Source organism: Roseateles sp. GW835-FHT13E02 (assembly GCF_058794035.1).
Window position 1 is genome coordinate 45,542 of sequence record NZ_JBXAGJ010000014.1, and the last position, 23,971, is coordinate 69,512.

Genomic DNA, 23,971 nt, shown 5'->3' on the forward strand with positions numbered 1-23,971 from the left:
TGGTCGCCAGCCGGCAGACGCGGCGCGCAGCGCTCGCTAAGCTGCGCGCCTTGTTGTCCTGGATTGTTTTGGAGCCTCGCTTGAACCGTTGTCTGCCCCGCACTTCCGTGAACCTGGCCTGCCGCGTGCTGCTGGCCGGTTCGGCCCTGTCGCTTGTCCACCTCGGCGCCCATGCGCAGGACGGGGTGCCCGGCCTGGGCGACAACCGCCCGGCCGTGGGCAACAAGCTGGAGCGTGTGGAGCTGACCTCACGCCCCCAGAGCGACACCGATCTGCGCCGCAAATCGCCGGTGGCCAAGCAGGTCTACGGCCGCGAGGAGATGGACAAGTTCGGTGACACCAATGTGGCCGATGTGCTCAAGCGCCTGCCTGGTGTGAACATGCAGGGCGGTGCGCCGCGCATGCGCGGCCTCGGTTCGGGCTACACCCTGATTCTGATCAACGGCGATCCGGCGCCTCCGGGCTTCGACATGAGCCAGCTCAGCCCTTCGCAGGTCGAGCGCATCGAAGTGACCAAGGCACCCACCGCCGACCAGAGCGCCCAGGCCGTGGCCGGCGCCATCAACATCATCCTGAAAGACGCGCCGCGCATCTCGCAGCGCGATCTGCGCTTGGGTCTGGGCTACAACGCCGTGCGCCCCACGCCCTCGGCCACTTTCACCCTGGGCGAGAAGATCGGCTCGGCCGCCGTGTCGGTGCCGTTGTCCTTTTTCCAGTGGCGCGGCCAGAACGATGTCACCAACAACCGCCAAATGCTGGGCAGCGATGGCAAGCCTTCCAGCAGCGTGCAGCAGGGCGAGCAGGCCAACTGGGGCCATGGCTTCAACTCGGCGCCGCGCCTGAACTGGAAGATCAGCGATGAAGAGACGCTGACCTTGCAGGCCTTTTTGCAAAAAGGCTTCTGGAACAACCGCAACAGCTACGACACCGTGTCCAGCAACGGCGCTGCCGTGCTTGATGACGACAGCCTGAATCACGGCACCTGGCAGAACCTGCGCGGCAATGCCGTCTGGTCCAAGCGCTTCAACGACGAGCAAAAGCTGGAGCTCAAGGCCGGCGTGCAGCGCTCGCGCGGCACCTTCGACAACCAGACCTATCTGCCCGCCAATCAGCTGCGCCGCGCGGTCGGCGACAACACCGATCGCGGTTTCACCCAGGCCGGCAAGTTTGGCCAGCTGCTGGGTGAGGACCACAGCCTGACCGTGGGTTGGGATCTGGAATGGCGCCGCCGCGAGGAAGACCGCACCATCACCGAAGGCGACAAGCTCCAACTGCCCGATTTCGACGGCCAGCCTTTTGGCGCCCGCATCACCCGCCAGGCCTTGTTTGTGCAGGACGAATGGGAGCTGTCGCCGCAATGGTCCACCTATCTGGGCCTGCGCAGCGAGCGCATCATCACCGAGAGCCGAGGCTTGGCCGCTCCGGTACGCAACACCAGCACCGTGCTGACCCCCCTCTGGCACCTGAACTACAAGTTCGACCCCAAGGGCAAAGACCTGATCCGCGCCAGCCTGACGCGCAGCTACAAGGCGCCGGATCTCAATGCCTTGCTGGCCCGCCCCAGCCTGAGCAGCCTGTCCACCAACACCGACAAGCCCAATACCAAAGTCTCGCCAGACCGTGAAGGCAACCCCTTGCTCAAGCCCGAGCTGGCCACCGGCCTGGACGTGGCCTACGAGAAATACCTGACCGGCGGGGGTATGGTCAGCGTGGGTGTGTTCCATCGCAAGGTCAATGATCTGATTCGCAATGACACCAGCCTGTCGACCGTGGCCTGGGCCAGCGTGCCGCGCTATGTCTCGCGCCCGACCAATTTCTCGCGCGCCCAGACCACCGGCCTGGAGCTGGAAATCAAGGGCCGCGCCGGTGAGCTGATGCCGCAATGGTTCGATGCCAAGACCGCGCTCAATCTGCGTGCCTCGCTGAGCTACTACAAGTCCAAGGTCGACGCGCTGCCCGGCCCCAACAACCGCCTGGACGGCCAGCAGCCCTGGTCCGGCAATCTCGGCTTTGACTACCGCTTCAGCGATCTGCCTCTGGTCACGGGCGCCAGCCTGGCCTACACCCCGGGCTATGCCACCCAGCAGACCCTGAGCCAGACGGTCGAGCAGTCGCGCTCGCGTGCGCTGGACATGTTTGCCCAGTGGACCTTTAGCAAGACCTTGTCCATGCGCGTGTCCGCCAACAATCTGGCGCCGCTGGATGCCCAGTCGCAGACCCTGCTCAGCAACGGCGAGGGCAGCGGCAGTCTGCGCAAGGGCCGCAGCTTCTTCGGCATCAATCTGGAGATGAAGCTCTGATGCAGGAGTTGTGCGGCCGATGAGCGCCCCAGCGCTGCAGATCTTCGCCGGCCCGCGGGCCCGCGCGCGCCTGGCCGAGCGGGGCTTGCGGCCCGAGGATGTGCGCGTGGTGCCGGCCGCGGCCGGTGGCCCCAAAGGCTTGATCCTGGGGCCGCTGGATCAGTTCATCTTTGGCGACTGGCTGCTGCGCAGCACGCAGGAGGTGCACCTGATCGGTGCCTCCATCGGCGCCTGGCGCATGGCCACGGCCTGCCTCAGCGCCGACGCGGCCGCCACGCAGGCCGAGTTCGCCCGCCTGTCCCACGAGTATGTGCACCAGCACTACGACAGCGAGCCGGGCAAACCGCCCAGCGCCGCCTCGGTGTCGGCCGCGTTTGCGGCCAAGCTCGATGAAGTCTTTGGCGGGCGCGAGGCGGCCGTGCTCAGCCATCCGCGCTGGCGCCTGCACATCCTGACCTCGCGCGGCCGTGGCTTGCTGCTGGGGCGGGAAGGGCGCTTGCGCACACCGCTGGGCTACGCCGGCGCTTTCGCGGCCAATGCGCTGGCGCGGCCGGCCCTGGGGCGCTGGCTGGAGCGGGTGCTGTTCTCGGATGCGCGCACGCCGCTGCCGGTGCCGCTGCAGGACTTCCGCAGCCAGCAGGTGGCGCTCGAGGCGCGCAACTTCCAGCCCAGCTTGCTGGCCAGCTGCTCGATTCCCTTCTGGCTCAAAGCCGTGCAAGACATCCCCGGCGCGCCGCGTGGCGCGTACTGGGACGGCGGCATCACCGACTACCACTTGCACCTGAACTACGCCGCCATGGCGGGCGAAGGCCTGGTGCTGTACCCGCATTTCCAGCGCCAGGTGGTGCCGGGCTGGCTGGACAAAGCCTGGAAGCGCCGCCATGGCGCGACGCCCTTTCTCGACAATGTGGTGGTCTTGGCGCCCCACCCCGATTGGGTGCGCAGCCTGCCGCGCGCCAAGCTGCCGGACCGGGCCGACTTCCAGCACTTCGGCGACGATGCGGCGGGTCGCGCGCGCGTCTGGTTGCAGGCCATTGCTGAGAGCCAGCGCCTGCGTGACGAGTTTGCCGCCGCCTGCGCCGCGCCCAGCGTGCAGGCGCTGCCGCTGTGAGGTTGAGATCAGCCTGTCCAAAGACCTTGGACATGTAAGCATTCGCAAGCGTGGCCAACCGCGCTCGTGCTGTCGGCGTTGCAAGTGAACTCAATCCATCTGGAGAGATTCATATGTCGCCTCGCTTTGTGTTTCGTCCGATGTTGCGCAGCGCGCTCGTGCTGGGGCTGGCATTCAGCCTGAGTGCCTGCATCGTGCTGCCGCCGCGCCACGGGCACCATCACCGGCATCATGGCTACGACGGGCGCGGATACGGCCCGGCGCGTGGCGTCGGCCTGGTGACGGGAGGCGTGGTGGGAGGGGTGATTGGTCATGAGCTGGCGCGTGATGGCGATCCCGCTTTGGGCACGGCCGTGGGTGCTGTGGCCGGTGCAGTCATCGGCCACCAGATCGAACGGTCACAGCGCCGTCGCTGAAGCGGGGCTACAATCGGGCTCTCTTCAACGAACAAGGGCGAGAAAGGCACGATGGTTATGACACCGCGAACTACGACCACCTCTTCACAGGTTTAGTCGGCCGCGGCTTTCACACGTCCTTACTCAGCTGCCACCAGCGCAGCACCCCAAGAAAAGCGCGGCTCCAACAGCCGCGCTTTTTTGTTTTCTGGCCACCTTTTTCCGGCCACCGTTTTTTCGGAGCAGCTCAGATGATCTCGATTCAATTGCCGGACGGTTCCAAACGTGAGTTTCCCCAGGCCGTGACCGTGGCCGAGGTGGCCGCTTCCATCGGCACCGGCCTGGCCAAGGCCGCCCTGGCCGGCCGCGTGGGGCAGGGCGAGGCAGCGCAGCTGGTCGACACCAGCCACCTGATCGAGGCCGACACGCAGCTGGCCATCATCACCGACAAGGATGCCGATGGGCTGGAGGTGATCCGTCACTCGACCGCCCACTTGCTGGCTTATGCCGTCAAGGAGCTGTTCCCCGAGGCGCAGGTCACCATCGGCCCGGTGATCGAGAACGGCTTCTACTACGACTTCAGCTACAAGCGCCCTTTCACGCCCGAAGACCTGGCGGCCATCGAGTCGAAGATGAGCGAGCTGGCCAAGAAGGACGAGAAGGTCACCCGCTCGGTGCTGCCGCGTGATGAGGCCGTGGCCTATTTCAAGAGCATCGGCGAGGCCTACAAGGCCGAGATCATCGAGAGCATCCCGGCCGACCAGGCCGTGTCGCTCTATGCCGAAGGCAAGTTCACCGACCTGTGCCGCGGCCCGCATGTGCCCTCCACCGGCAAGCTCAAGCACTTCAAGCTGATGAAGGTCGCCGGTGCCTACTGGCGCGGGGATCACCGTAACGAACAATTGCAGCGCATCTACGGCACGGCCTGGGCCAGCAAGGACGATCTGCAAAAGTACCTGATGCTGCTGGAAGAGGCCGAGAAGCGCGACCACCGCAAGCTCGGTCGCGAGCTGGACCTGTTCCACATCGACGAGCATTCGCCGGGCACGGTGTTCTGGCACCCCAAGGGCTGGACGGTCTGGCAGGAGGTGGAGCAGTACATGCGCCGCGTCTACCGCGAGAACGGCTATCTGGAGGTTAAGGGCCCGCAAATCTTGGACAAGGGTCTGTGGGAGAAGACCGGCCACTGGGACAAGTACCGCGAAAACATGTTCACGACCGAATCGGAAAAGCGCGACTACGCGCTCAAGCCGATGAACTGCCCGGGTCACATCCTGATCTACAAGCAAGGCATCAAGAGCTACCGAGATCTGCCACTGCGCTACGGTGAGTTCGGCCAATGCCATCGCAACGAGCCGACGGGTGGCCTGCACGGCATCATGCGCGTGCGTGGCTTCACGCAAGACGACGGGCACATCTTCTGCACCGAGGACATGATTCAGGGCGAAGTGATGGCCTTCACCACCTTGTTGCAAAAGGTCTACAAGGACTTCGGCTTCAGCAACATCATCTACAAGCTCTCCACCCGCCCCGAGCAACGCATCGGCAGCGATGAAAGCTGGGACAAGGCCGAGGCGGCGCTGGCCGAAGGCCTGCGTGCTTCGGGCTGCGAGTTCGAGTATCTGCCGGGCGAGGGTGCCTTCTACGGCCCCAAGATCGAATACACGCTGAAGGATGCGCTGGGCCGGCCCTGGCAGTGCGGCACCATCCAGGTTGACCCGAATCTGCCCGAGCGTCTGGATGCGGAGTTCGTCGGTGAAGATGGCTCGCGCCACCGCCCCGTGATGCTGCACCGTGCCATCGTCGGCAGCCTGGAGCGCTTCATCGGCATCCTGATCGAACAGCACGCGGGCGCCTTGCCTGCCTGGCTGGCGCCAACCCAGGTGGTGGTGGCCAATATCACCGATGCGCAGGCCGATTACGTCGCTGAAATCGTGAAATCGCTGCAAAAACAAGGGCTTAGAGTCCAGTCCGATTTGCGGAACGAGAAAATCACGTATAAAATCCGCGAGCATTCTTTGCAAAAGGTTCCGTACATCCTCGTCGTCGGTGACAAGGAAAAGGCAAACGGAGCTGTTGCGGTGCGCGCCCGTGGCAACCAAGACTTGGGTGTGATGCCCCTGAATGACTTCATTGCGAAGGTCACCCAGGACATCGCCAACAAGGTCTGACGGCTGTCAGACCGGCGCGCTTTTGCTTTGTTTGAGCCTCCCGCCTTGAGGCTCGTTGAAGGGTATGCACCATCGCTACATTTGCTGACCGTCGAGCCATTCCTGAGCGTAAGCATCGGCTGAATCGCGAAATCATGGCTCCTGAAGTCCGTCTCAACGGGCCTGATAACGAGCCGCTCGGAATTGTGAGCATCCACGAAGCCCTGCGCATGGCAGGCGAACTGGATGTGGACGTTGTCGAAATCTCCGCCACCGCGACGCCGCCTGTGTGCCGCCTGATGGACTACGGCAAGTTCAAGTACATCGAGCAAAAGCGCGCTGCCGAGGCGAAGTCCAAGCAGAAGGTCATCGAAATCAAGGAAGTCAAGTTCCGCCCGGGTACGGACGAAGGTGACTACCAGATCAAGATGCGCAATCTGCGCCGCTTCATCGCCGAGGATGGTGACAAGGGCAAGGTCACGCTGCGCTACCGCGGTCGTGAAATCACCCACCAGGACATCGGCATGCGCTTGCTGGAGCGCATCCGCGATGAACTGTCGGATGTGGCCGTGGTGGAAAACATGCCCAAGCTGGAAGGCCGGCAGATGATCATGGTGCTGGCGCCGAAAAAGCGCTGATCACCCAGGCCCGCGGCAAGGCGGGCCCTGTCGCCTCGCAAGGGGCGCAATTGAAAGCGGGCCGTGGCCCGTTTTCAATTGATGATGTTGTTTGAGTTTGCGCATCGAGAGCGGATCTTTGCATGAGCAGGCCAACAACTTAGAAACGGTTTGACAAGCGGTCTGAAGAGATCGCTTGCACAAAGTCTGGCCCGCTGATTTGGTCGTCGGCGGGCTTATTAGTCTCCTGGGGGCTGGCAAGTGTCACGAGGCCCGTGACCGCCTTCAGGGACGCACTTAAAAGGAGCACTCAAATGCCCAAAATGAAGACCAAGAGCAGCGCCAAGAAGCGCTTCCGCGTCCGCCCGGGCGGTACCGTCAAGCGCGGTCAGGCGTTCAAGCGCCACATCCTCACGAAGAAGTCCACGAAGAACAAGCGCCACCTGCGTGGCTCTGCGGCCGTGCACGAAACCAACATGGGCCACATGGCTCAAATGTTGCCCTTCGCTGGCCTCTGATCGACTTCTGAAGGAGAAATACTATGCCTCGCGTTAAACGTGGTGTTACCGCCCGAGCCCGTCACAAGAAGGTCTTGGCTCTGGCCAAGGGTTTCCGTGGTCGTCGTAAGAATGTCTTCCGCATCGCCAAACAGGCGGTGATGAAGGCAGGCCAATACGCCTACCGTGACCGTCGCGCCAAGAAGCGTGTGTTCCGTGCCCTGTGGATTGCTCGTATCAACGCAGCAAGCCGCGGTCTGGGCCTGACATACAGCAAGTTTGTGGCTGGCCTGAAGAAGGCTCAGATCGACATCGACCGCAAGGTTCTGGCTGATCTGGCTGTCAACGATCCTGCTGGTTTTGCCAGCATCTTCGCCAAGGTGAAGGCCGCTCTCGCTTAATTGCCCCCTCAGCTGCAAGCCTTGGCTTGTGGTGGCGGCAGCCCCGGCCCCTGGGTTACCAGGCCGGTCGGGGTGAGCACCCTCGAGGCCGACACCAGGGTGTCGGCCTTTTTTATTTGTTGCCCGAATTTTTCTGACAGTCCGCCCGACTGGCACCGCGATGAACGAGCTTGATCAACTGCTGCAGACGGCCCAAGGCGAATTCGCCGCCGCCGCCACTCCCGCCGACCTCGAGAACGCCAAGGCGCGTTTTCTGGGCAAGTCCGGTCGTGTGACCGAGTTGCTCAAGAGCCTGGCCGCTTTGCCGGTCGAGGAAAAGAAGGCCCGCGGTGCCGAGATCAATGTGCTGAAGTCCGGCATCGAGGCCGCGCTGACGGCGCGCCGTCAGGCTCTGGCCGATGCGGAACTGGAGTTGCAACTGAAGGCCGAGGCGCTCGATGTGAGCCTGCCCGGCCGTGCCCGTGGCACCGGCGGCCTGCACCCCATCACCCGCGCGATGGAGCGCATCGAGTCCATCTTCGGCTCCATGGGTTTCGATGTGGCCGACGGCCCCGAGATCGAGAACGACTGGTTCAACTTCACCGCGCTGAACACGCCGGAGGACCACCCGGCCCGCTCCATGCACGACACCTTCTACATCGAAGGTGGCCATGTGCTGCGCACCCACACCAGCCCCATGCAGATCCGCTACGCGGTTCAGCATGTCAAGAAACACAAGGCCCTGATCGACGCCGGCCAGCCCATGCCCGAGATCCGCGTGATCGCGCCGGGCCGCACCTACCGTGTCGACAGCGATGCCACCCACTCGCCCATGTTCCACCAGGTCGAAGGCCTGTGGGTGGGCGAGAACATCAGCTTCAAGGACCTGAAGTCGGTCTACCTGAACTTCATCACCTCCTTCTTCGAAACTGATCAGCTGGAGCTGCGTTTCCGCCCCAGCTATTTCCCCTTCACCGAGCCCAGCGCCGAGATCGACATCATGTTCGGCTCGGGTCCGCTGAAAGGACGATGGCTCGAGGTCTCGGGCTCCGGCCAGGTGCATCCGCAGGTGATCCGCAATATGGGTCTGGACCCCGAGCGCTACATCGGTTTCGCCTTCGGCTCGGGCATCGACCGCCTGGCCATGTTGCGCTACGGCGTGAATGATCTGCGCCTGTTCTTTGATGGCGATCTGCGCTTCTTGAGCCAGTTCAAGTAAGCCCCGCGCGCCGCCATCCACCAGAACACGCTCGAGAGAGCAGAGAAGAAGAGATTTCACATGCAATTCCCTGAATCCTGGCTGCGGTCTTTCTGCAACCCGCCGCTGAATACGCAAGAGCTGGCCGACCTGCTGACCATGTCGGGCCTGGAAGTTGAAGAGCTGCGCCCGGTGGCGCCGCCATTCCATGGCATCGTGGTCGCCGAGATCCTGGAGGCCGAGCAGCACCCGAACGCCGACAAGCTGCGCGTCTGCAAGGTCAATGCCGGTGCGGCGTTCAATAACGGTGAGCCTCTGCAGATCGTCTGTGGAGCACCCAATGCACGCGTCGGCATCAAGGTGCCGCTGGCTACCGTGGGCGCTGAGCTGCCGCCGGGTGAAGACGGCAAGGCTTTCAAGATCGGCGTGGGCAAGCTGCGCGGCGTGGAGAGCTTCGGCATGCTGTGCTCGGCGCGTGAGCTCAAGCTCAGCGAGGAGCATGGTGGTCTGCTCGAGTTGGACGCGGGTGCACCCGTCGGCCAGAACATCCGCGAGCATCTGAACCTGGACGACACCCTTTTTACCCTCAAGCTGACGCCCAATCTGGCGCATTGCCTGAGCGTGTACGGCGTCGCTCGTGAGGTGTCCGCGCTGACTGGCACGCCGCTGCAGGCACCGGCCATCAGCCCGGTGCAGCCGCAGCACGATGCCAAGCTGCCGGTGCGCATCGAGGCCGCCGATCTCTGCGGCCGCTTCTCCGGTCGCATCGTGCGTGGTGTCAACACGCAGGCCAAGACCCCTGCCTGGATGGTGGACCGTCTGGCCCGTTGCGGCCAGCGCAGCGTCGCGCCCCTGGTGGACATCTCCAACTACGTGATGTTCGAGCTGGGCCGCCCCTCGCACATCTTCGACCTCGACAAGATTGACCGTGAGCTGGTGATCCGCTGGGCCAAGAAGGGCGAGAGCCTCAAGCTGCTCAATGGCAACACCGTCGAGCTGGACGAGACCGTGGGCGTGGTGGCCGATGCCTCGGCGCCGGAGTCTCTGGCCGGCATCATGGGCGGCGACGCCACCGCCGTGTCGGACGACACCCGCAACGTCTACGTCGAGGCCGCCTTCTGGTGGCCCAAGGCCGTGGCCGGCCGTTCGCGCCGCTACAACTTCTCGACCGATGCCGGTCACCGCTTCGAACGCGGTGTGGACCCGGCCGACACGGCCCTGCACATCGAGCGCATCACCCAGCTGATTCTCGAGATCTGCGGCGGCGAAGCCGGCCCCCTGGACGACCAGATCAGCGCCTTGCCCGAGCGCAAGCCGGTGGCCCTGCGCGTCGCCCGCGCCGCCAAGGTGATCGGCATGTCGGTCACGCAGGAAGACTGCGCGCGCGTTTTCAGCCGGCTGGGCCTGCAGTTCAGCGAAGCGCCGGGCGTGCTGACCGTGACGCCGCCGAGTTGGCGCTTCGACCTGCAGATCGAGGAAGACCTGATCGAGGAAATCATCCGCGTGCAGGGCTACCCCAGCCTGCCCAACACCCCGCCGCTGGCGCCGGTGGTGGCCAAGGTGGCCTCGGAATCGCGCCGCGCCATCCATGCGCTGCGCCATGCCGTGGCAGCTCGGGACTATTTCGAGACCATCAACTTCAGCTTCGTGGAAGCCCGCTGGGAGGCCGAGCTCGCCGGCAACAGCCACCCGATCCAGCTGCTCAACCCCATCGCCGCACCCCTGGCCGTGATGCGCAGCAGCCTGATCGGCAGCTTGATCCAGGCCCTGCGCCACAACCTGAGCCGCCGTGCCAGCCGCGTGCGCCTCTTCGAGATCGGCCGTGTGTTCCTGCGCGACGCCTCGGTGCAGGAGAGCGACAGCAGCATCGCCGGCGTGGCCCAGCCCATGCGCCTGGCGGGTCTGGCCTTCGGCCCGGCCGACCAGCCGCAGTGGAGTCAGCGCGATCGCCAGGTCGACTTCTTCGATGTGAAGGGCGATCTGGAGGCCTTGTTTGCGCCGCGCCAGCTGCAGTTCAAGCCGGCCCAACATCCGGCCCTGCACCCGGGCCGCAGCGCCCGCGTCGAACTGGATGGCCGTGACATCGGCGTGATCGGCGAGCTGCACCCCAAGTGGCGCCAGGGCTACGAGCTGCCCAGCGCGCCGGTGCTGTTCGAGCTGGACCTGCCGGCCGTGCTGGAGCGCCAGCTGCCGGCGGCACAGGCGATCCCGCGCCAGCAGTCGGTGCTGCGCGACCTGGCCGTCATCGTCGGCGAACAGGTCAGCCACGATGCGCTGATGCAGACCATTGCCAGCGCCCACACCGGCCTGATCCGTTCGGCCCGTTTGTTCGACGTCTTCAAGCCCACGCAAGCCAATGCCGAGCTGAAGGAAGGCGAGCGCAGCATGGCCGTGCGCTTGGAGCTGCTGGACGACGAGGCCACCTTGACCGACGAGCGCATCGAGCAGACGGTGTCGGCTGTGGTGGCAGCACTGGCTGAACAACTGGGCGCCCGCCTGCGCGGCTGAGTGCCGCAACCACTGCAAGCAAGGCAAGACGCTGATGACTGCACACGACACCCGGGACGATGACGCGCTCGGCGATCAGGCTCTGATCGCCGCGGCCCGCGTTCTGCTGCCCACGCTTGAGACCCCGACCTTGACCAAGGCCGAGCTGGCCGAACTGCTGTTCGACAAGCTGGGCCTGAACAAGCGCGAGTCCAAGGACATGGTTGAGGCCTTTTTCGACATCATCCACAGCACTTTGGTGCGCGGGCAGGATGTGAAGCTGTCCGGTTTTGGCAATTTCAACATCCGCCGCAAGGCGCCGCGCCCGGGCCGCAACCCGCGCACGGGTGAAGCCATCCCTATCAAGGCCCGCGATGTGGTCACTTTCCATGCCAGCCACAAGCTCAAGGACGTGGTCCAGGGCGAGGTAGGCGGGGAAGATGACTTCGAGTAGAGTCTGACCTCCCCACCGAAAGCCCTTGATTTGCATGGAAAACGCGCTGCCCGCCATCCCTGCCAAACGTTACTTCACCATCGGTGAGGTCAGCGAGTTGTGCGGCGTGAAGCCCTATGTGCTGCGCTACTGGGAGCAGGAGTTCATCCAGCTCAAGCCCATGAAGCGGCGCGGCAACCGGCGCTACTACCAGCACCATGAGGTGCTGCTGATCCGCCGCATCCGCGGCCTGCTCTACGACCAGGGCTTCACCATCAGCGGTGCTCGCAACCAGTTGATGGAAGGCGGCGCTGCCCGCAGCGACGCTGCGGCTTTGGTGTTCAAGCAGGAAGCCGACGAAGCCCAGCGCCTCGAGGACGAAGCCGGCTTCGACGATGGCGACATCGTCGTGCGCGCCACGGCCTTGCCCGGCGGCGCGGGCGCCAGCGCTGGCGTGGCGGCCCTGGCCGCGCAACCGTCGGCCGCCCGCAGCACCGCGGGTCTGGACGAGTTGGCCGGCATGTCGCTGCGTCTCGGCGGCGTGCTGGGTGGGGTTGAACCGCTGACTCTGGCCCAGGTCAAAGAAGAATTATTGGCAATTCGACAAACTCTCTTGCCATGAGCATAAAAATGCTCCTATAATGCAAAGCTCAGTCGGGGCGTAGCGCAGCCTGGTAGCGCACTTGCATGGGGTGCAAGGGGTCGTGAGTTCGAATCCCACCGTTCCGACCATTTAAAAAGTGATGACGGGTCAGATGTGAAAACATCTGACCCGTTTTCCATTGGGCTCGGGCATTCGTGTTCAGCGCGGCTACAGCTCCTACTGCCGCTTGGACTCTGCCATCGGCCTGAGCGCTGAGGGTCTGCGGTTCTTGCGCAGTCATTTCCACCCCCATCCCCGTCCCCGCATCCTCTCGAGCTCGACTGCTGGTTCTTGTGCCAGCACCGCCAGGGGCTTGTCACGAGGTGTTGCTCAATCCCAATCTTGTTCACCGCCGTGAGTCCGGAGGCCCGGAGTAGAGCGGCTAGACTGCCCCTCGCTTTGACGCAGATCGCCTGGGAGGGTGCATGGGACAACAGAAGAACAGGTTCAGCCGCTACTTGGGGCTGGCTCGTGATCCGAGGGCGAGCCGGTCGCCATGGGCGGCTCCATCGCTGTCCGGTTTGCTTCTGCTGAGCCTGAGCTTGCCGGCGCTGTCTGCGGCCACCTTGAGTGTGTCGCCCAGCGCTGAGGTGGCTGAGTTTCATCAGCTGCGAGTCAGCTTTTCCGAGCCTGTGGTGCCCGCAGGCGATCCGCGCCTGCCTGCGCCGGTGAGCCTGAGTTGCGGCGGCAAAAGCCTGAAGCTGGACGAGGGCCGATGGAACAACGCGCGTGAGTGGGTCTGGCGTCCCGTCAGCCCAGGCTCGGGCGTGGGGCCGGAACAAAGCTGCGAGGTGCGCGTGCTGGACAGCTTCAAAGCCGTGGGCGGCGCGCTCAGCGGACCGCAGAGTTTCAGCTTTCGAACCGGCCCGGTTCGTTTGCAGCAGGTGCAACCCTGGCCGGGCAGCGAAATCGAGGAAGACCAGCATTTCCTGCTGCGTTTCAACGGCGCCATCAGCGAAACCCAGCTGCGCCAGCGCGCCTGGTGCGAGGTGGAGGGCCTGGGCGAGCGCATCCCAGTGCAGGCGGTGCAGGGTGAGGCGCTGGCTGCCGTGCTCAAGTCGCGCGGTCCTAGCCAGGCGGCGGCACGGCTGCCTGGCAGCCATTGGCTGCTGCACTGCCAGCGGCCGCTGCCGCAGGCCACCAAGATGCGTCTGCTCTGGTCCAACAGCGAGGCGGGGCCCCAGGCGGCCGCCAAGCGGCGCGCGGACGAAACCCATGCCTACCAGGTGCGGCGCCCCTTCACAGCGGAGTTCTCCTGCGAGCGCGAACGTGCCAATGTGCCCTGCATGCCGGTGCGGCCGATGCGGGTGCTCTTCAGTGCGCCGGTGCCGCGTGAGCAGGCTCTGCAGCTGACGCTGAAATCGGCCTCGGGCCAGCTGCTGAAACCGCTCAAGCCCAAGGGCGAGGAGTCGGCCGAGCTGTCGATGCTGGAGTTTCCCTTTCCGCTGGCCGAGAACGCCGCGTTCAGCCTGCAGATGCCGGCCGGCATCAAGGACATGACCGGCCGGCCTCTGGCCAATGCGGCCAGCTTTCCACTGCAAGTGGCCACTGGCGCATCGCCGCCGCTGGCCAAGTTCGCAGCCGCACCGTTTGGTGTGATCGAGCGCGAGCCCGGGGGCAAAGAGCCGGCCCTGCTGCCCATCACCATGCGCCATGTGCAAAGCGATTGGGGCGGCGGCGGCGCTGCGCAGGCGCCCGGCGAGATTCGCGTCAAGCGATTGAGCAGCCCCGCCGAGGTGCTGGCCTGGTATGCGCGGGTCAGCCGTTATCACGAAAGCCAGCTCAGCGCGCGTGAGGCCGGCCTGCCCGAGGGGCAGTGGTACGAGACCCTGCAAGAGACCGATGGCCGCGGCCAGCCCGTGGCGCGCAAGCAGATGCGCCACATCGCCAGCCGCGAGCTGGCCTTGCTGGACAAAGACCCGCAGGCGCAAACGCTCAAGCTGCCACCGCCCCCGACCCCGCCGCAAGGCGCCGAGCCGCGGCCTTTTGAAGTCATCGGCCTGCCTCTGAATGAGCCGGGCTACCACGTGGTGGAACTGCGTTCGCCGCGCCTGGGCCAGGCCTTGCTGGACAAGACCGCGCCCATGTTTGTGCGCACCGGCGTGCTCGTCACCAATCTGGGCGTGCATTTCAAATGGTCGCGCGAGAACAGCCTGGTCTGGGTGACCCGCCTGGATCGCGGCCAGCCGGTCGAGGGGGCCGAGGTGGTGGTGCACGATTGCGCCGGCAAGCCACTCTGGAGCGGCCGCACCGATGCCCAGGGCCGCGCTCTGGTGCAGCAGGCGCTGCAGCCCCCGGGTTGGGACGACAAGCGCTGCGTGGCCGAGCGCGGCTTCTTCGTGACGGCTCAGAAAGCCGATGCGGCCGGTGCTGCCCCCGACATGGCCTTTGTCTTCAGCAACTGGAACCGCGGCATCGAGCCCTGGCGATTCAATCTGCCGACGATTTATGGCGCCGGCAGCCCCGAGGTGCGCGTTCACACGGTGCTGGACCGCAGCCTGCTGCGCGCCGGCGAGACGGTGTCGATGAAGCATTTCTTCCGCCTGGAGACCCGCCAGGGTCTGAAGCTGGCGGCACCCGAGCAACTGCCCACCAAGCTCAAGCTGACCCACCTGGGCAGCGGCAGCGAAGTCGAGCTGCCGATCAGCTGGCCCAGCCCGCGCAGCGCCAGCTCGCAATGGGTGATACCCGCCGGCGCCAAGCTGGGCAGCTACAGCATCGAGCTGCTGCGCGAAAGTCGCGGCGCCGGCGACGGCGAAGCCCGCAGCTGGATGGCCGGCAGCTTCCATGTTGAAGAGTTCCGCGTGCCCCTGATCAGCGCCACCTTGAGCGCGCCCAAGGCGGTGCAGGTGGCGCCCAAGGAGCTGCGCCTGGGGGCACAGCTCAACTACCAGTCCGGCGGCCCCATGGCCCAGGCGCCGCTCAAGTTCAGCGCCTTGCTGCGCCCGCGCAGCCTGCACTTTGCCGGCTACGAGGAGTTCAGCTTCGAGCCGCCGCGCGGCCTCGGTGAAGCCGAGCGCTTCCAAGACGAAGGCGAGGGCGAGGAGGGCGCCGGCCCGGCGCGCGACACCCGCCTGGTGCTGGACAAGCAGCCCGCCGTCACCGACCGCCAGGGCGCAGCCGAGGCCGTCATCAAGAATCTGCCGGCCCTGAGCCGGCCCAGCGAACTGCTGGCCGAGCTCAGCTACAGCGACCCGAACGGCGAGGTGCGCAGCGTCAACCAGACCGTGGCGCTGTGGCCCTCCAAGCTGGTGCTGGGTCTGCGCACGCGCAGCTGGTCCAACAATCGCGGCAGCCTGGCCTTCAGTGCCCTGGCCCTGGACACGGCCGGCAAGCCGGTGGCCGGCCAGCGCCTGGAGGTCAAGGCGCAGCTGCGTCAGACCCTCAGCAGTCGCAAGCGCATGGTGGGCGGCTTTTATGCCTACGACAACCGCACCGAGCTCAAGGACCTGGGCACGGTCTGCAGCGGCAGCAGCGATGCCCAGGGCCTGCTGGCCTGCGAGGCCAAGCTCGAGGTCTCGGGCGAGGTGGAGCTGGTGCTCAGCGCCAAGGACAGCGAAGGCCGGCCCAGCCAGGCGGCAGCCAGCGCCTGGATGAGCCAGGAGGGTGAGCTCTGGTTTGCGCAGGACAACGACGACCGCATCGATGTGCTCGCCGAGAAAAAGCGTTATGAGCCGGGCGAGGCCGCCCGTTTCCAGGTGCGCATGCCCTTCCGTGAAGCCACGGCCCTGGTGGCGATCGAGCGCGAGGGCGTGATCGACACCCGCGTCGTCAAGCTGACCGGTCGCGACCCCAGTTTTGAGCTCAAGATCGAGCGCGCCTGGGCGCCCAATGTCTACGTCAGCGTGCTGGCCCTGCGTGGGCGCATCCAGCATGTGCCCTGGTACTCTTTCTTCAGCTGGGGCTGGCGTGCGCCGCGCGACTGGTGGGCCGCCTGGCGCGAAAGCCGCAACATGCCCGCGCCCACGGCCCTGGTGGACATGGCCAAGCCGTCCTTCAAGCTCGGCGTGGCCGCCCTGCAGGTGGGTCTGGCCGAGCACCAGCTGCAAGTCAAGGTCAGCCCGGAGCGCAGCCAGTACGGCGTGCGCGAGACCGTACGCACCCGTGTGCAGGTGACGCAAGATGGCCGCCCCGTGCCCGGGGCCGAGCTGGCATTTGCCGCCGTGGACGAAGGTTTGCTGGCCCTGCGCGGCAACAGCAGCTGGGAGCTGCTGCCGGCCATGATCCAGCAGCGCAGCTGGGGCGTGGACACGGCCACGGCGCAGAGCGAGATCATTGGCCGGCGCCACTATGGCCGCAAGGCGGTGGCGGCCGGCGGCGGCGGGGGCCGCGCGCCCACCCGTGAGCTCTTCGACACGCTTTTGCTCTGGCGCAGCACGGTCAAGCTCGATGCGCGCGGCGAAGCGCTGATCGAGGTGCCGCTCAACGATTCGCTGACCAGCTTCCGCCTGGTCGCCGTGGCCGATGCCGGCAGCCACCAGTTCGGCACGGGCCAGGCCACGGTGCGGGTGACGCAGGATCTGCAAGTGCTGTCCGGCCTGCCGCCGCTGGTGCGTGAGGGCGATGAATTCCAGGCCAATCTGACCCTGCGCAACAGCAGTGCGCGGGCCATGAATCTGCGGGCTGAGCTGCAGGCGCTGCCGCAGGTGGCGGCCGGTACGGCCGCGCTGCCCGAGACGACGCTGCCCGCCCAGACCTTGAAGCTGGCCGCCGGTGAGGCTCGAGAGCTGAGCTGGAGTTTCAAGGTGCCCGAAGGCAGCTCCGGGCTGCGGTGGCAGGCCACGGCCAGCGAGCAGGGCAGCGCCAGTGGCGGCCAGGCCCCGGCGCGTGATCAGCTGCGGGTGAGTCAACGGGTCTTGCCCGCCGTGCCAGTGCAGGTCTGGCAAGCCAGCCTGAGCCAGCTCGATGGCCGCCTCAGCCTGCCCGTGGCGCCGCCGGCCGGTGCCTGGCCGGAAACAGGCGCCAAGCGCGGTGGCGTCAACCTGGTGCTGCAGCGCCGCCTGGGCGGCGATCTGCCGGGGCCGCGGCGCTTCTTCGAGACCTATCCCTACAGCTGCCTGGAGCAGCAAACCTCCAAGGCCCTGGGCCTGCACGATGCGGCGTTGTGGCAGTCGGTGCTGGCGGCCATGCCGTCCTATCTGGACAGCGACGGCCTGGCGCATTACTTCCCGCCGCGGCCGGATGAAGCCTCACGTGGCAGCGAGCGCCTGACGGCGTATTTGCTGGCCGCTTCGCATGAGGCCGGGCGCGACATCCCGCCGGCCCTGCGCGAGAAGTTGTTGCAAGGCCTGACGGCTTACATCGACGGACGCATCAGCCGCAGCAGTTGGTCACCGCGCAGCGCCGAGATCGATGCCGATGTGCGCCGCCTGGCGGTGCTGGAGGCCTTGTCGCGTTACGGCCGGGCGACGCCGGCGGGGCTCAGCACCGTCAATGCCAAGGCTTTGGCGTCCTGGCCGACAGCCGCCGTGATCGACTGGCTCAACATCCACAAGCGCATGGCGCAGGCGCCGCAGCGCGCCCAGCGCCTGGCCGAAGCCCAGGCTTTGCTGCGCAGCCGCCTGAGCTACCAGGGCACGGTGCTGCGCTTCAGCACCGAGGACAGCGATGCCTGGTGGTGGCTGATGGACAACGCCGATGCCAATGCTTCGCGCCTGATGCTGGCCGTGCTGGATGAAGCCGGCTGGGCCGAGGAGCTGCCGCGCCTGCTGCAAGGCAGCCTGGGCCGTCAGACGCGCGGGGCCTGGAGCAGCACCACGGCCAATCTCTGGGGCGTGCTGGCGCTGGACAAGTTCGCGGCGCGTTTCGAAAGCGTCAAGCCCGGTGGCAAGACCGAGGCGACGCTGAGCCCGGCGCCGCTGCAAGCGCTGGACTGGTCTCGCCAGCCCGAGGGCGGCAGCCTGCTGCTGCCCTGGAACAGTGGCAATCTGAACGTGGAGCACAAGGGCGCGGGCAAGCCCTGGCTGACCGTGCAATCGCTGGCGGCCGTGCCGCTCAAGCAGGCGGCCAGTGCCGGCTACCGCCTGCAACGCACGGTGCAGGCCGTGGAACAGAAGGTGGCCGGGCGCTGGAGCCGGGGCGATGTGCTGCGCGTGCGCCTGGAGCTGGAGGCGGGCAGCGATATGGCCTGGGTGGTGCTGGCCGATCCGCTGCCCGGCGGCGCAGCCGTGCTGGGCGCCGAACGGGTGGCCGAGCTCAGCCGCAATGCCAAGCCAGGCGATGAAGCGCGCGTGCCGCCCACGTTTGAGGAGCGCAGCCACGAGGCCTGGCGCGCCTATTTCGAGCGCCTGCCGCGCGGCAAGCATGTGCTGGAGTACACCGTGCGCCTGAACAACGTCGGCCGGTTTCAGATGCCGGGCACCCGAGTCGAGGCCATGTACGCGCCCGAGAACTTCGCCGAGCTGCCCCAGGCCTCGCTGGAGGTGGCGCCTTGAGGGGATGCGTTCGCAGGGCCTGGCTGCTGGCCGGCCTGCTGCTCGCCGCGAGCGCGCCGGTCCGGGCGCAGCCCAGCTTTCTGGAGATCAAAGCCGCGCATCGGGTGTCGGACTACACCTTGCTTGACCGCCGTGGCGAGCCGCTGCAGACCCTGCGCCTGGACCCACAGCGGCGCGCGCTCGACTGGCTGCCTTTGAGCCAGCTCTCGCCGGCCTTGCTGCAGGCGATCTTGCTGGGCGAGGACCGGCGCTTTTACGAGCACAGCGGTGTGGACTGGAGTGCCGTGGCCAGCAGCGCCTGGGCCAATTTGTGGAACCAGCGCACGCGCGGCGCGTCTACCGTAACCATGCAACTGGCTGGCTTGATCGACGCCGGCCTGGCCCGCCCGGCGGGCGGCCGCAGCGCCGGCCAGAAGCTGGGCCAGGTCTGGCTGGCGGCCCAGCTGGAGCGGCGCTGGAGCAAGGCGCAGATCCTGGAGGCCTACCTCAACAGCGTGCCCTTCCGGGGCGAGCTGGTCGGCATCCATGCGCTGTCTCAGGTGCTGTTCGGCAAACACCCCGCGGGCCTGACGGCGGTCGAGGGCGCCCTGGCCGCCGCCCTGCTGCGCGCTCCCAATGCCGGCGTGGCGGCCTGGAGCCAGCGCGCCTGCGGCCTGCTCAAGCTGCAGGGCCTGGGCTGCGAAGCCGTGGCGGGCCAGGCCGAGGCGGCCTTGCTGCGCCCGGCCGGCATGCCGCTGGGTGAGCAGTTGGCGCCCCATTTCGCCCGCCAGGTCTTGCGAGCGGAGGGGCCGGCCCAGCAGCGCAGCAGCCTGGATGCGGGCCTGCAGCGCCAGGCGGCCCGCCTGCTCAAGAACCAGCTGGCCGAGCTGGGCGGGCGCAATGTGGAGGACGGCGCCGTGGTCGTCCTGGACAACGCCAGCGGCCAGGTGCGCGCCTGGGTGGGCAGCAGCGGCGCCTTCTCGGCCGCGGCCCAGGTGGACGGCGTGCTGGCGCGGCGCCAGCCGGGCTCCACGCTCAAGCCCTTCATCTACCAGCTGGCGCTGGAGCGGCGCGTGATCACGGCGGCCAGCCTGCTGGAGGACTCCCCGGCGCAGATCAACACCCCGGCGGGCCTCTACATCCCGCAGAACTACGACCGGCAATTCAAGGGCTTCGTCTCGGCGCGCAGCGCCCTGGGCAGCAGCCTCAATGTGCCGGCCGTGCGCCTGATGGCCATGCTGGGCAGCGATGCCGTGTTCGAGCGCCTGAACCAGCTCGGCCTGCAGCTCAGCGAGACGGCCGGCTTTTACGGCCTCTCGCTGGCCTTGGGCAGCGCCGATGTGACGCTGCTCAATCTGGCCAATGCCTACCGCAGCCTGGCCAATGGTGGCGTGCTGGGGCCGGTGCAGATGCTGGCCCAGGCTCAGGCGCAGTCACAGTCGCCGGCAGCGCAGACCGGCCGCCGCCGTGTGGCCGAGGCCGGGGCCAGTTTCATCGTCGCCGACATGCTGGCCGACAACAACGCGCGCGCCATCAGCTTCGGCCTGGACAGCCCGCTGGCCCTGGCCAGCTTCGCGGCGGTCAAGACCGGCACCAGCAAGGACATGCGCGACAACTGGTGCCTGGGTTTCAGCGATCGCTACACGGTCGGCGTCTGGGTCGGAAATGCCAGCGGTGCGCCCATGCACGGCGTCAGTGGCATCAGCGGGGCGGCGCCGATCTGGGCCGGCTTGATGCGCTATCTGCACCAAGGGCGGCCCTCGCGCGCGCCGGCGGCGCCGGCCAGCGTGTTGCCGCTGACGGTTCAGTTCGACGGGGTGCCCGAGCCGGCGCGGCGCGAGTGGTTTGTGCGCGGCACCGAGCAGGTGCGCTGGGGCGCGGGCAGCCAGTTGCATGCTTCAGCTGAGGTGCAGGGCATTCGCAGCCCGGTGGATGGCAGTGTCTTCGCGCTCGACCCCGACATGCCGCCGCAGGCGCAAAAAATCCGTTTCGAAGGCCAGTCCGGTCAGTGGGAGCTGGACGGCAGGATCCTCGGCCGCGGGCGCCAGCTGAACTGGGCGCCCTGGCCCGGCCGCCATCAGCTGCGCCTGCTGGATGCGCGCGGGCGCGAGCTGCAGCGCCTCAGTTTCGAGGTGCGCGGCGCCCAGCTGAAGCCGGGCGCGCCGCCGCAGCCCGCTCGCGCAGCGCCTCCGCCTTCGCCGGCAGGCCTTCGCTGACCCAGGCTTCCAGCAAGGTGTAGGTCACGGCCAGCACCACCGGGCCGATGAACAGGCCCACCAGGCCGAAGGCCAGGAGGCCGCCGATCACTCCGGCGAAGATCAGCAGCAGGGGCAGGTCGGCGCCTTTCTTAATCAGCCAGGGGCGCAGGAAGTTGTCCAGCGTGGTCACCAGCAGAGTCCAGACCAGCAGCACCGTGGCCCAGACGTTGTCGCCGTTCCAGTACAGCCAGGCCACGGCCGGCGCCAGCACCAGGGCCGGGCCGATCTGGGCCAGGCAGGCCATCAGCATCACGGCGCTGAGCAGGCCGGCGAAGGGCACGCCGCTGATCCACAGGCCCAGGCCACCGAGCGCGGTCTGCACCAGGGCCGTGACCACAATGCCCAGGGCCACGCCGCGGATGGCTTGGCCGGCCAGGGTGATGACGGCGTCGCCTTGCTCGCCGGCCAGGCGGCGGGCGAAGCGGCGCACATGGAGCACAGCGCTCTCGCCCTCGCTGTAGAGGATGGCCGCGATGGCCACGGTGAGAAGGAATTGCAGTCCGATCATGCCCAGATTGCCGGCCTGGGCGGCCGTCCATTTGAGGCTGCTGCCCACATAGGGCTTGATCATGGCCAGCAGCGAGCTCAAGCCCTCCTGCGCCACCTTGTGCCAGAAGGCTGCCAGGTTCTCGCCGATCACCGGCAGGCTGGCCAACCAGGCCGGCGGTTCGGGGATTTGCGCATCCAGCAGCTTGGGCGCCCAGGCCATGACCTGATCGGCATGGGTCACGACGGTAGACAGCGCAATCGACAAGGGCACAAACAGCAGCAGCAGCAGGCCCAGCACCATGACGCTGGTGGCCAGGCTGCGGCGGCCCCAGAGCCGGGTCTGCAAGCTCTCCATCAGCGGCCAGGTGGCCACCACCACCATGGTCGCCCAGACGCTGGCGCCCAGAAAGGGCTGCAAGACCCACAAGGAGGCAAAGATCAGCAAGGCCACGGCCAGCACGGCCAGCAAGATGCGAGTGATGTCCTGGCGCGGCGCGTCGGGCGGAGGCGAGGAAGGCTGGGGCGAAGAAGGCTTCATGGTCGACAGGTTCGGCACTTAGGCCGGCAGCAGCGTTGGGCCCGATTCTCGGGCCAGAACGCTGCCGCGCCTTCGACCTCAGCTCAAGCGGCTGCGCAGGCCGCAGGCTCAGGGGTGCTCATTGCGCGCGCGGATCACCAGGTCCACCAGGTCCGAGCCGCCGCTGGCGAAGTTGTTGCTGGCGTTGTGCGCGCTCTGCACGGCGACGGCATAGGGCTGGCCGTCCCAGTAGCCCCAGAAAGCGCCGCCGCTTTGGCCGGGCCAGACATCGCCACGATGGCTCATGCTTTCATGTGAATCCGGGCTCCAGAAGTCACCGTCCAGGGCGATGCCGTCCTGCCAGATCGGGCGCTGGCCGCCCGTCAGGTCGCCGGGATAGCCGACATGGGTCCAGTAAGCGCCGCCGTCCCAGCTGTCGCTGTAGGACTTGGTGCCCAGCCAGCCGGTGGCATTGCCGACATTGCGATCCAGCACCACCACGACATAGTCGAACTTCGCCTCGTTGCTGTCGATGGTGGGCGGCGTCACCTTGACCTTGAAGTAGGTGCGCACGCCGTAGGCCGTGCCGTAGGGGGCGCTGCCGTTGTAGTACATGGGCGTGAACTTGAGCCAGCCCGTGGTGTTGTTGGGTCGCCAGTCAATCACATGCGAACAGGTCAACAGGTGGCGTGGGCCCACCATCACGCCGCTGCCATTGCCCAGCGGGCTCTCCACCCGTCCGTTGCAGCGCCAGGGGTAGGCGTTGCTGTAGAACACGCGCCGGCCGTCGGCGCCAAAGATGGTCTTGGCCCCGGCTTGCGGCTCGGGCAGGTAGTCCAGACGTTCGATGAACTTGGGCCGACGCAGGCTGGCCGGCTCCAGGCGGGCCGTGAACTCGACATCGACATGCTCGGGAATGAAGGCTTCGGTGCCGGCTTCAATGCCCTTGTCGCTGAGCGCGGCGCTCTTGCTCAGGGACTTGATCTCCACGGCTTCGGTGCCGCGCGGATAGCTGCGCCCATCGACTTCGATCATGGCTGGGGCCTGGCTCAGCAATTTTTCGCTGAGGCCGGCCGGCAGGCGGGCGCTGGCTTTGCGTGACTTGAGCTTGAGCACCGCTTCTTGCAGGCTCGGGGCGGGAAACTCGCGGCTCAGTTCCAGATGTTCTTCCATGGTGCAACTCCCAAGAATTGGCCCGCGCAGGGCAGGGCCAGAGGCAGGCCGGCTCGAGGTGAGCGAGGCCGACCGGGTTGAGTGAAATGACATGGCGAGGGCGTTGAAATCAACGCAGCTCTACGCGGGCGCGCATCTCGCATCCAAAGCGAAGAATCGCTGCGTGGGGCCCGTGGTGCAGCCAGCATCGGGCTGGGCATCGCAGCGAAGGCCGGGCCGTGGCTGCCCTGGCTGAAGGCAGATCGCGGTGCTGGCCGGGCGGCTGTTGTGCGGGCTTGGCAGCTCCAACTGCCGCGGCCCGTACCGCTCCGATGCACATGCTAGGCCGACCGCTTGGGCTCACAACCCCTAGCTTCTAGCTTGCCAGGCACGGACGGCGGGCCGTGCTCGACTTCGGTGAAAATTCCCTGCATGTCCAAGAAAACAGCCCATGTCAGTGAGACCCCGGCCACGCAGTTCCTGCGCCAGCGCCAGATCGCCTTCAGCGAACATGTCTACGACTATGTCGAGCATGGCGGTACCGCTGAAAGTTCGCGTCAGCTCGGTGTGCCCGAGCACCAGGTCGTCAAGACCCTGGTGATGCAGGACGAACGCGCCCAGCCCTTGATCGTGCTGATGCATGGCGACCAGAAGGTCAGCCTGAAAGAGCTGGCACGCCAGATCCCCTGCAAAAAGGTCGAACCCTGCAAGCCCGAGGTGGCGCAGCGTCACAGCGGCTATCTGGTCGGCGGCACCTCGCCTTTTGGCACGCGCAAGACCATGCCGGTATACGTCGAGGCCAGCATCCTGGCGCTGGAGCGCATCTGCATCAATGGCGGGCGGCGTGGCTACCTGGTGGGTTTGGACCCGCGGGTTCTGCCGGAGCTGCTGCAGGCGCGGGCGGTGCAGTGCGCCAGTGCAGAATAGCGTC

General features: G+C 66.6%; 15 protein-coding genes, 1 tRNA gene and 1 pseudogene. 15 read left to right on the plus strand and 2 right to left on the minus strand.

All coding sequences use genetic code 11. The features are described 5' to 3' along the window. The first annotated feature begins 80 nt into the window (after nucleotides 1–80). The 14 genes and pseudogenes from AC1Q6P_RS14795 (at nucleotide 81) to pbpC (ending at nucleotide 20,840) form a co-directional block, all read left to right on the plus strand. A complete protein-coding gene (locus tag AC1Q6P_RS14795; RefSeq protein WP_492664719.1) occupies nucleotides 81–2,300 on the plus strand; it encodes a TonB-dependent receptor plug domain-containing protein in 2,220 nt (739 codons plus the stop codon). Between the two features lie 19 nt (nucleotides 2,301–2,319). Further along, complete coding sequence (locus AC1Q6P_RS14800; RefSeq protein ID WP_492664718.1) at nucleotides 2,320–3,411, plus strand: phospholipase; 1,092 nt, start codon at nucleotides 2,320–2,322, stop codon at nucleotides 3,409–3,411. A gap of 113 nt (nucleotides 3,412–3,524) precedes the next feature. After that, a complete protein-coding gene (locus tag AC1Q6P_RS14805) occupies nucleotides 3,525–3,827 on the plus strand; it encodes a glycine zipper 2TM domain-containing protein (protein WP_171826978.1) in 303 nt (100 codons plus the stop codon). A 230-nt stretch (nucleotides 3,828–4,057) separates the two neighbouring features. After that, on the plus strand, nucleotides 4,058–5,977 hold the full coding sequence (gene thrS, locus AC1Q6P_RS14810) for a threonine--tRNA ligase (RefSeq protein ID WP_492664717.1): 1,920 nt from the start codon (nucleotides 4,058–4,060) through the stop codon (nucleotides 5,975–5,977). 71 nt (nucleotides 5,978–6,048) lie between these two features. Then, nucleotides 6,049–6,594 (plus strand): translation initiation factor IF-3, encoded by a 546-nt coding sequence (infC, locus tag AC1Q6P_RS14815; RefSeq protein ID WP_102766470.1) that lies wholly within the window; start codon nucleotides 6,049–6,051, stop codon nucleotides 6,592–6,594. Between the two features lie 293 nt (nucleotides 6,595–6,887). Continuing rightward, nucleotides 6,888–7,091, plus strand: coding sequence for a 50S ribosomal protein L35 (gene rpmI, locus AC1Q6P_RS14820; RefSeq protein ID WP_102766471.1), 204 nt, complete (start codon nucleotides 6,888–6,890; stop codon nucleotides 7,089–7,091). A gap of 23 nt (nucleotides 7,092–7,114) precedes the next feature. Beyond that, nucleotides 7,115–7,471 (plus strand): 50S ribosomal protein L20, encoded by a 357-nt coding sequence (gene rplT, locus AC1Q6P_RS14825; RefSeq protein WP_102766472.1) that lies wholly within the window; start codon nucleotides 7,115–7,117, stop codon nucleotides 7,469–7,471. Nucleotides 7,472–7,631: 160 nt separating this feature from the next. Beyond that, nucleotides 7,632–8,669, plus strand: coding sequence for a phenylalanine--tRNA ligase subunit alpha (gene pheS / locus AC1Q6P_RS14830; RefSeq protein ID WP_102766473.1), 1,038 nt, complete (start codon nucleotides 7,632–7,634; stop codon nucleotides 8,667–8,669). Nucleotides 8,670–8,729: 60 nt separating this feature from the next. Continuing rightward, entirely contained in the window at nucleotides 8,730–11,156 is a 2,427-nt protein-coding gene (gene pheT / locus AC1Q6P_RS14835; protein WP_492664716.1) for a phenylalanine--tRNA ligase subunit beta, read from the plus strand. A 34-nt stretch (nucleotides 11,157–11,190) separates the two neighbouring features. Then, entirely contained in the window at nucleotides 11,191–11,589 is a 399-nt protein-coding gene (locus tag AC1Q6P_RS14840) for an integration host factor subunit alpha (protein WP_492664715.1), read from the plus strand. A gap of 34 nt (nucleotides 11,590–11,623) precedes the next feature. Continuing rightward, nucleotides 11,624–11,956: pseudogene (locus tag AC1Q6P_RS14845) on the plus strand (MerR family transcriptional regulator); the annotation flags it as partial. Between the two features lie 267 nt (nucleotides 11,957–12,223). After that, nucleotides 12,224–12,300: transfer RNA gene (locus AC1Q6P_RS14850), tRNA-Pro, on the plus strand. A gap of 432 nt (nucleotides 12,301–12,732) precedes the next feature. Then, complete coding sequence (locus AC1Q6P_RS14855; RefSeq protein ID WP_492703235.1) at nucleotides 12,733–18,645, plus strand: alpha-2-macroglobulin family protein; 5,913 nt, start codon at nucleotides 12,733–12,735, stop codon at nucleotides 18,643–18,645. Beyond that, the gene (gene pbpC, locus AC1Q6P_RS14860; protein ID WP_492664713.1) at nucleotides 18,642–20,840 is read left to right on the plus strand and encodes a penicillin-binding protein 1C; all 2,199 of its coding nucleotides are present in this window, start codon (nucleotides 18,642–18,644) and stop codon (nucleotides 20,838–20,840) included. The genes AC1Q6P_RS14855 and pbpC overlap by 4 nt, the downstream gene beginning before the upstream one ends. Here the strand turns inward: pbpC and ydiK are convergent. Together ydiK and AC1Q6P_RS14870 are read right to left on the minus strand one after the other, a co-directional pair. Further along, nucleotides 20,746–21,909 (minus strand): AI-2E family transporter YdiK, encoded by a 1,164-nt coding sequence (ydiK, locus tag AC1Q6P_RS14865; RefSeq protein WP_492664712.1) that lies wholly within the window; start codon nucleotides 21,907–21,909, stop codon nucleotides 20,746–20,748. The genes pbpC and ydiK overlap by 95 nt on opposite strands. A gap of 108 nt (nucleotides 21,910–22,017) precedes the next feature. Then, complete coding sequence (locus AC1Q6P_RS14870) at nucleotides 22,018–23,061, minus strand: trypsin-like serine peptidase (RefSeq protein WP_102766479.1); 1,044 nt, start codon at nucleotides 23,059–23,061, stop codon at nucleotides 22,018–22,020. Between the two features lie 411 nt (nucleotides 23,062–23,472). Here AC1Q6P_RS14870 and ybaK point away from each other — a divergent pair, with 411 nt between their 5' ends. Continuing rightward, nucleotides 23,473–23,967, plus strand: a complete 495-nt coding sequence (gene ybaK / locus AC1Q6P_RS14875; RefSeq protein WP_102766480.1) for a Cys-tRNA(Pro) deacylase — start codon at nucleotides 23,473–23,475, stop codon at nucleotides 23,965–23,967. Nucleotides 23,968–23,971: the final 4 nt, after the last annotated feature.

Bases quoted from the DNA above. Each gene is read 5' to 3' on its own strand.
- pheT (WP_492664716.1), top strand. From the start codon at position 8,730: ATGCAATTCCCTGAATCCTGGCTGCGGTCTTTCTGCAACCCGCCGCTG.
- rpmI (WP_102766471.1), top strand. From the start codon at position 6,888: ATGCCCAAAATGAAGACCAAGAGCAGCGCCAAGAAGCGCTTCCGCGTC.
- AC1Q6P_RS14840 (WP_492664715.1), top strand. From the start codon at position 11,191: ATGACTGCACACGACACCCGGGACGATGACGCGCTCGGCGATCAGGCT.
- pheS (WP_102766473.1), top strand. From the start codon at position 7,632: ATGAACGAGCTTGATCAACTGCTGCAGACGGCCCAAGGCGAATTCGCC.
- ybaK (WP_102766480.1), top strand. From the start codon at position 23,473: ATGTCCAAGAAAACAGCCCATGTCAGTGAGACCCCGGCCACGCAGTTC.
- thrS (WP_492664717.1), top strand. From the start codon at position 4,058: ATGATCTCGATTCAATTGCCGGACGGTTCCAAACGTGAGTTTCCCCAG.
- AC1Q6P_RS14800 (WP_492664718.1), top strand. From the start codon at position 2,320: ATGAGCGCCCCAGCGCTGCAGATCTTCGCCGGCCCGCGGGCCCGCGCG.
- AC1Q6P_RS14870 (WP_102766479.1), bottom strand. From the start codon at position 23,061: ATGGAAGAACATCTGGAACTGAGCCGCGAGTTTCCCGCCCCGAGCCTG.
- rplT (WP_102766472.1), top strand. From the start codon at position 7,115: ATGCCTCGCGTTAAACGTGGTGTTACCGCCCGAGCCCGTCACAAGAAG.
- AC1Q6P_RS14805 (WP_171826978.1), top strand. From the start codon at position 3,525: ATGTCGCCTCGCTTTGTGTTTCGTCCGATGTTGCGCAGCGCGCTCGTG.
- ydiK (WP_492664712.1), bottom strand. From the start codon at position 21,909: ATGAAGCCTTCTTCGCCCCAGCCTTCCTCGCCTCCGCCCGACGCGCCG.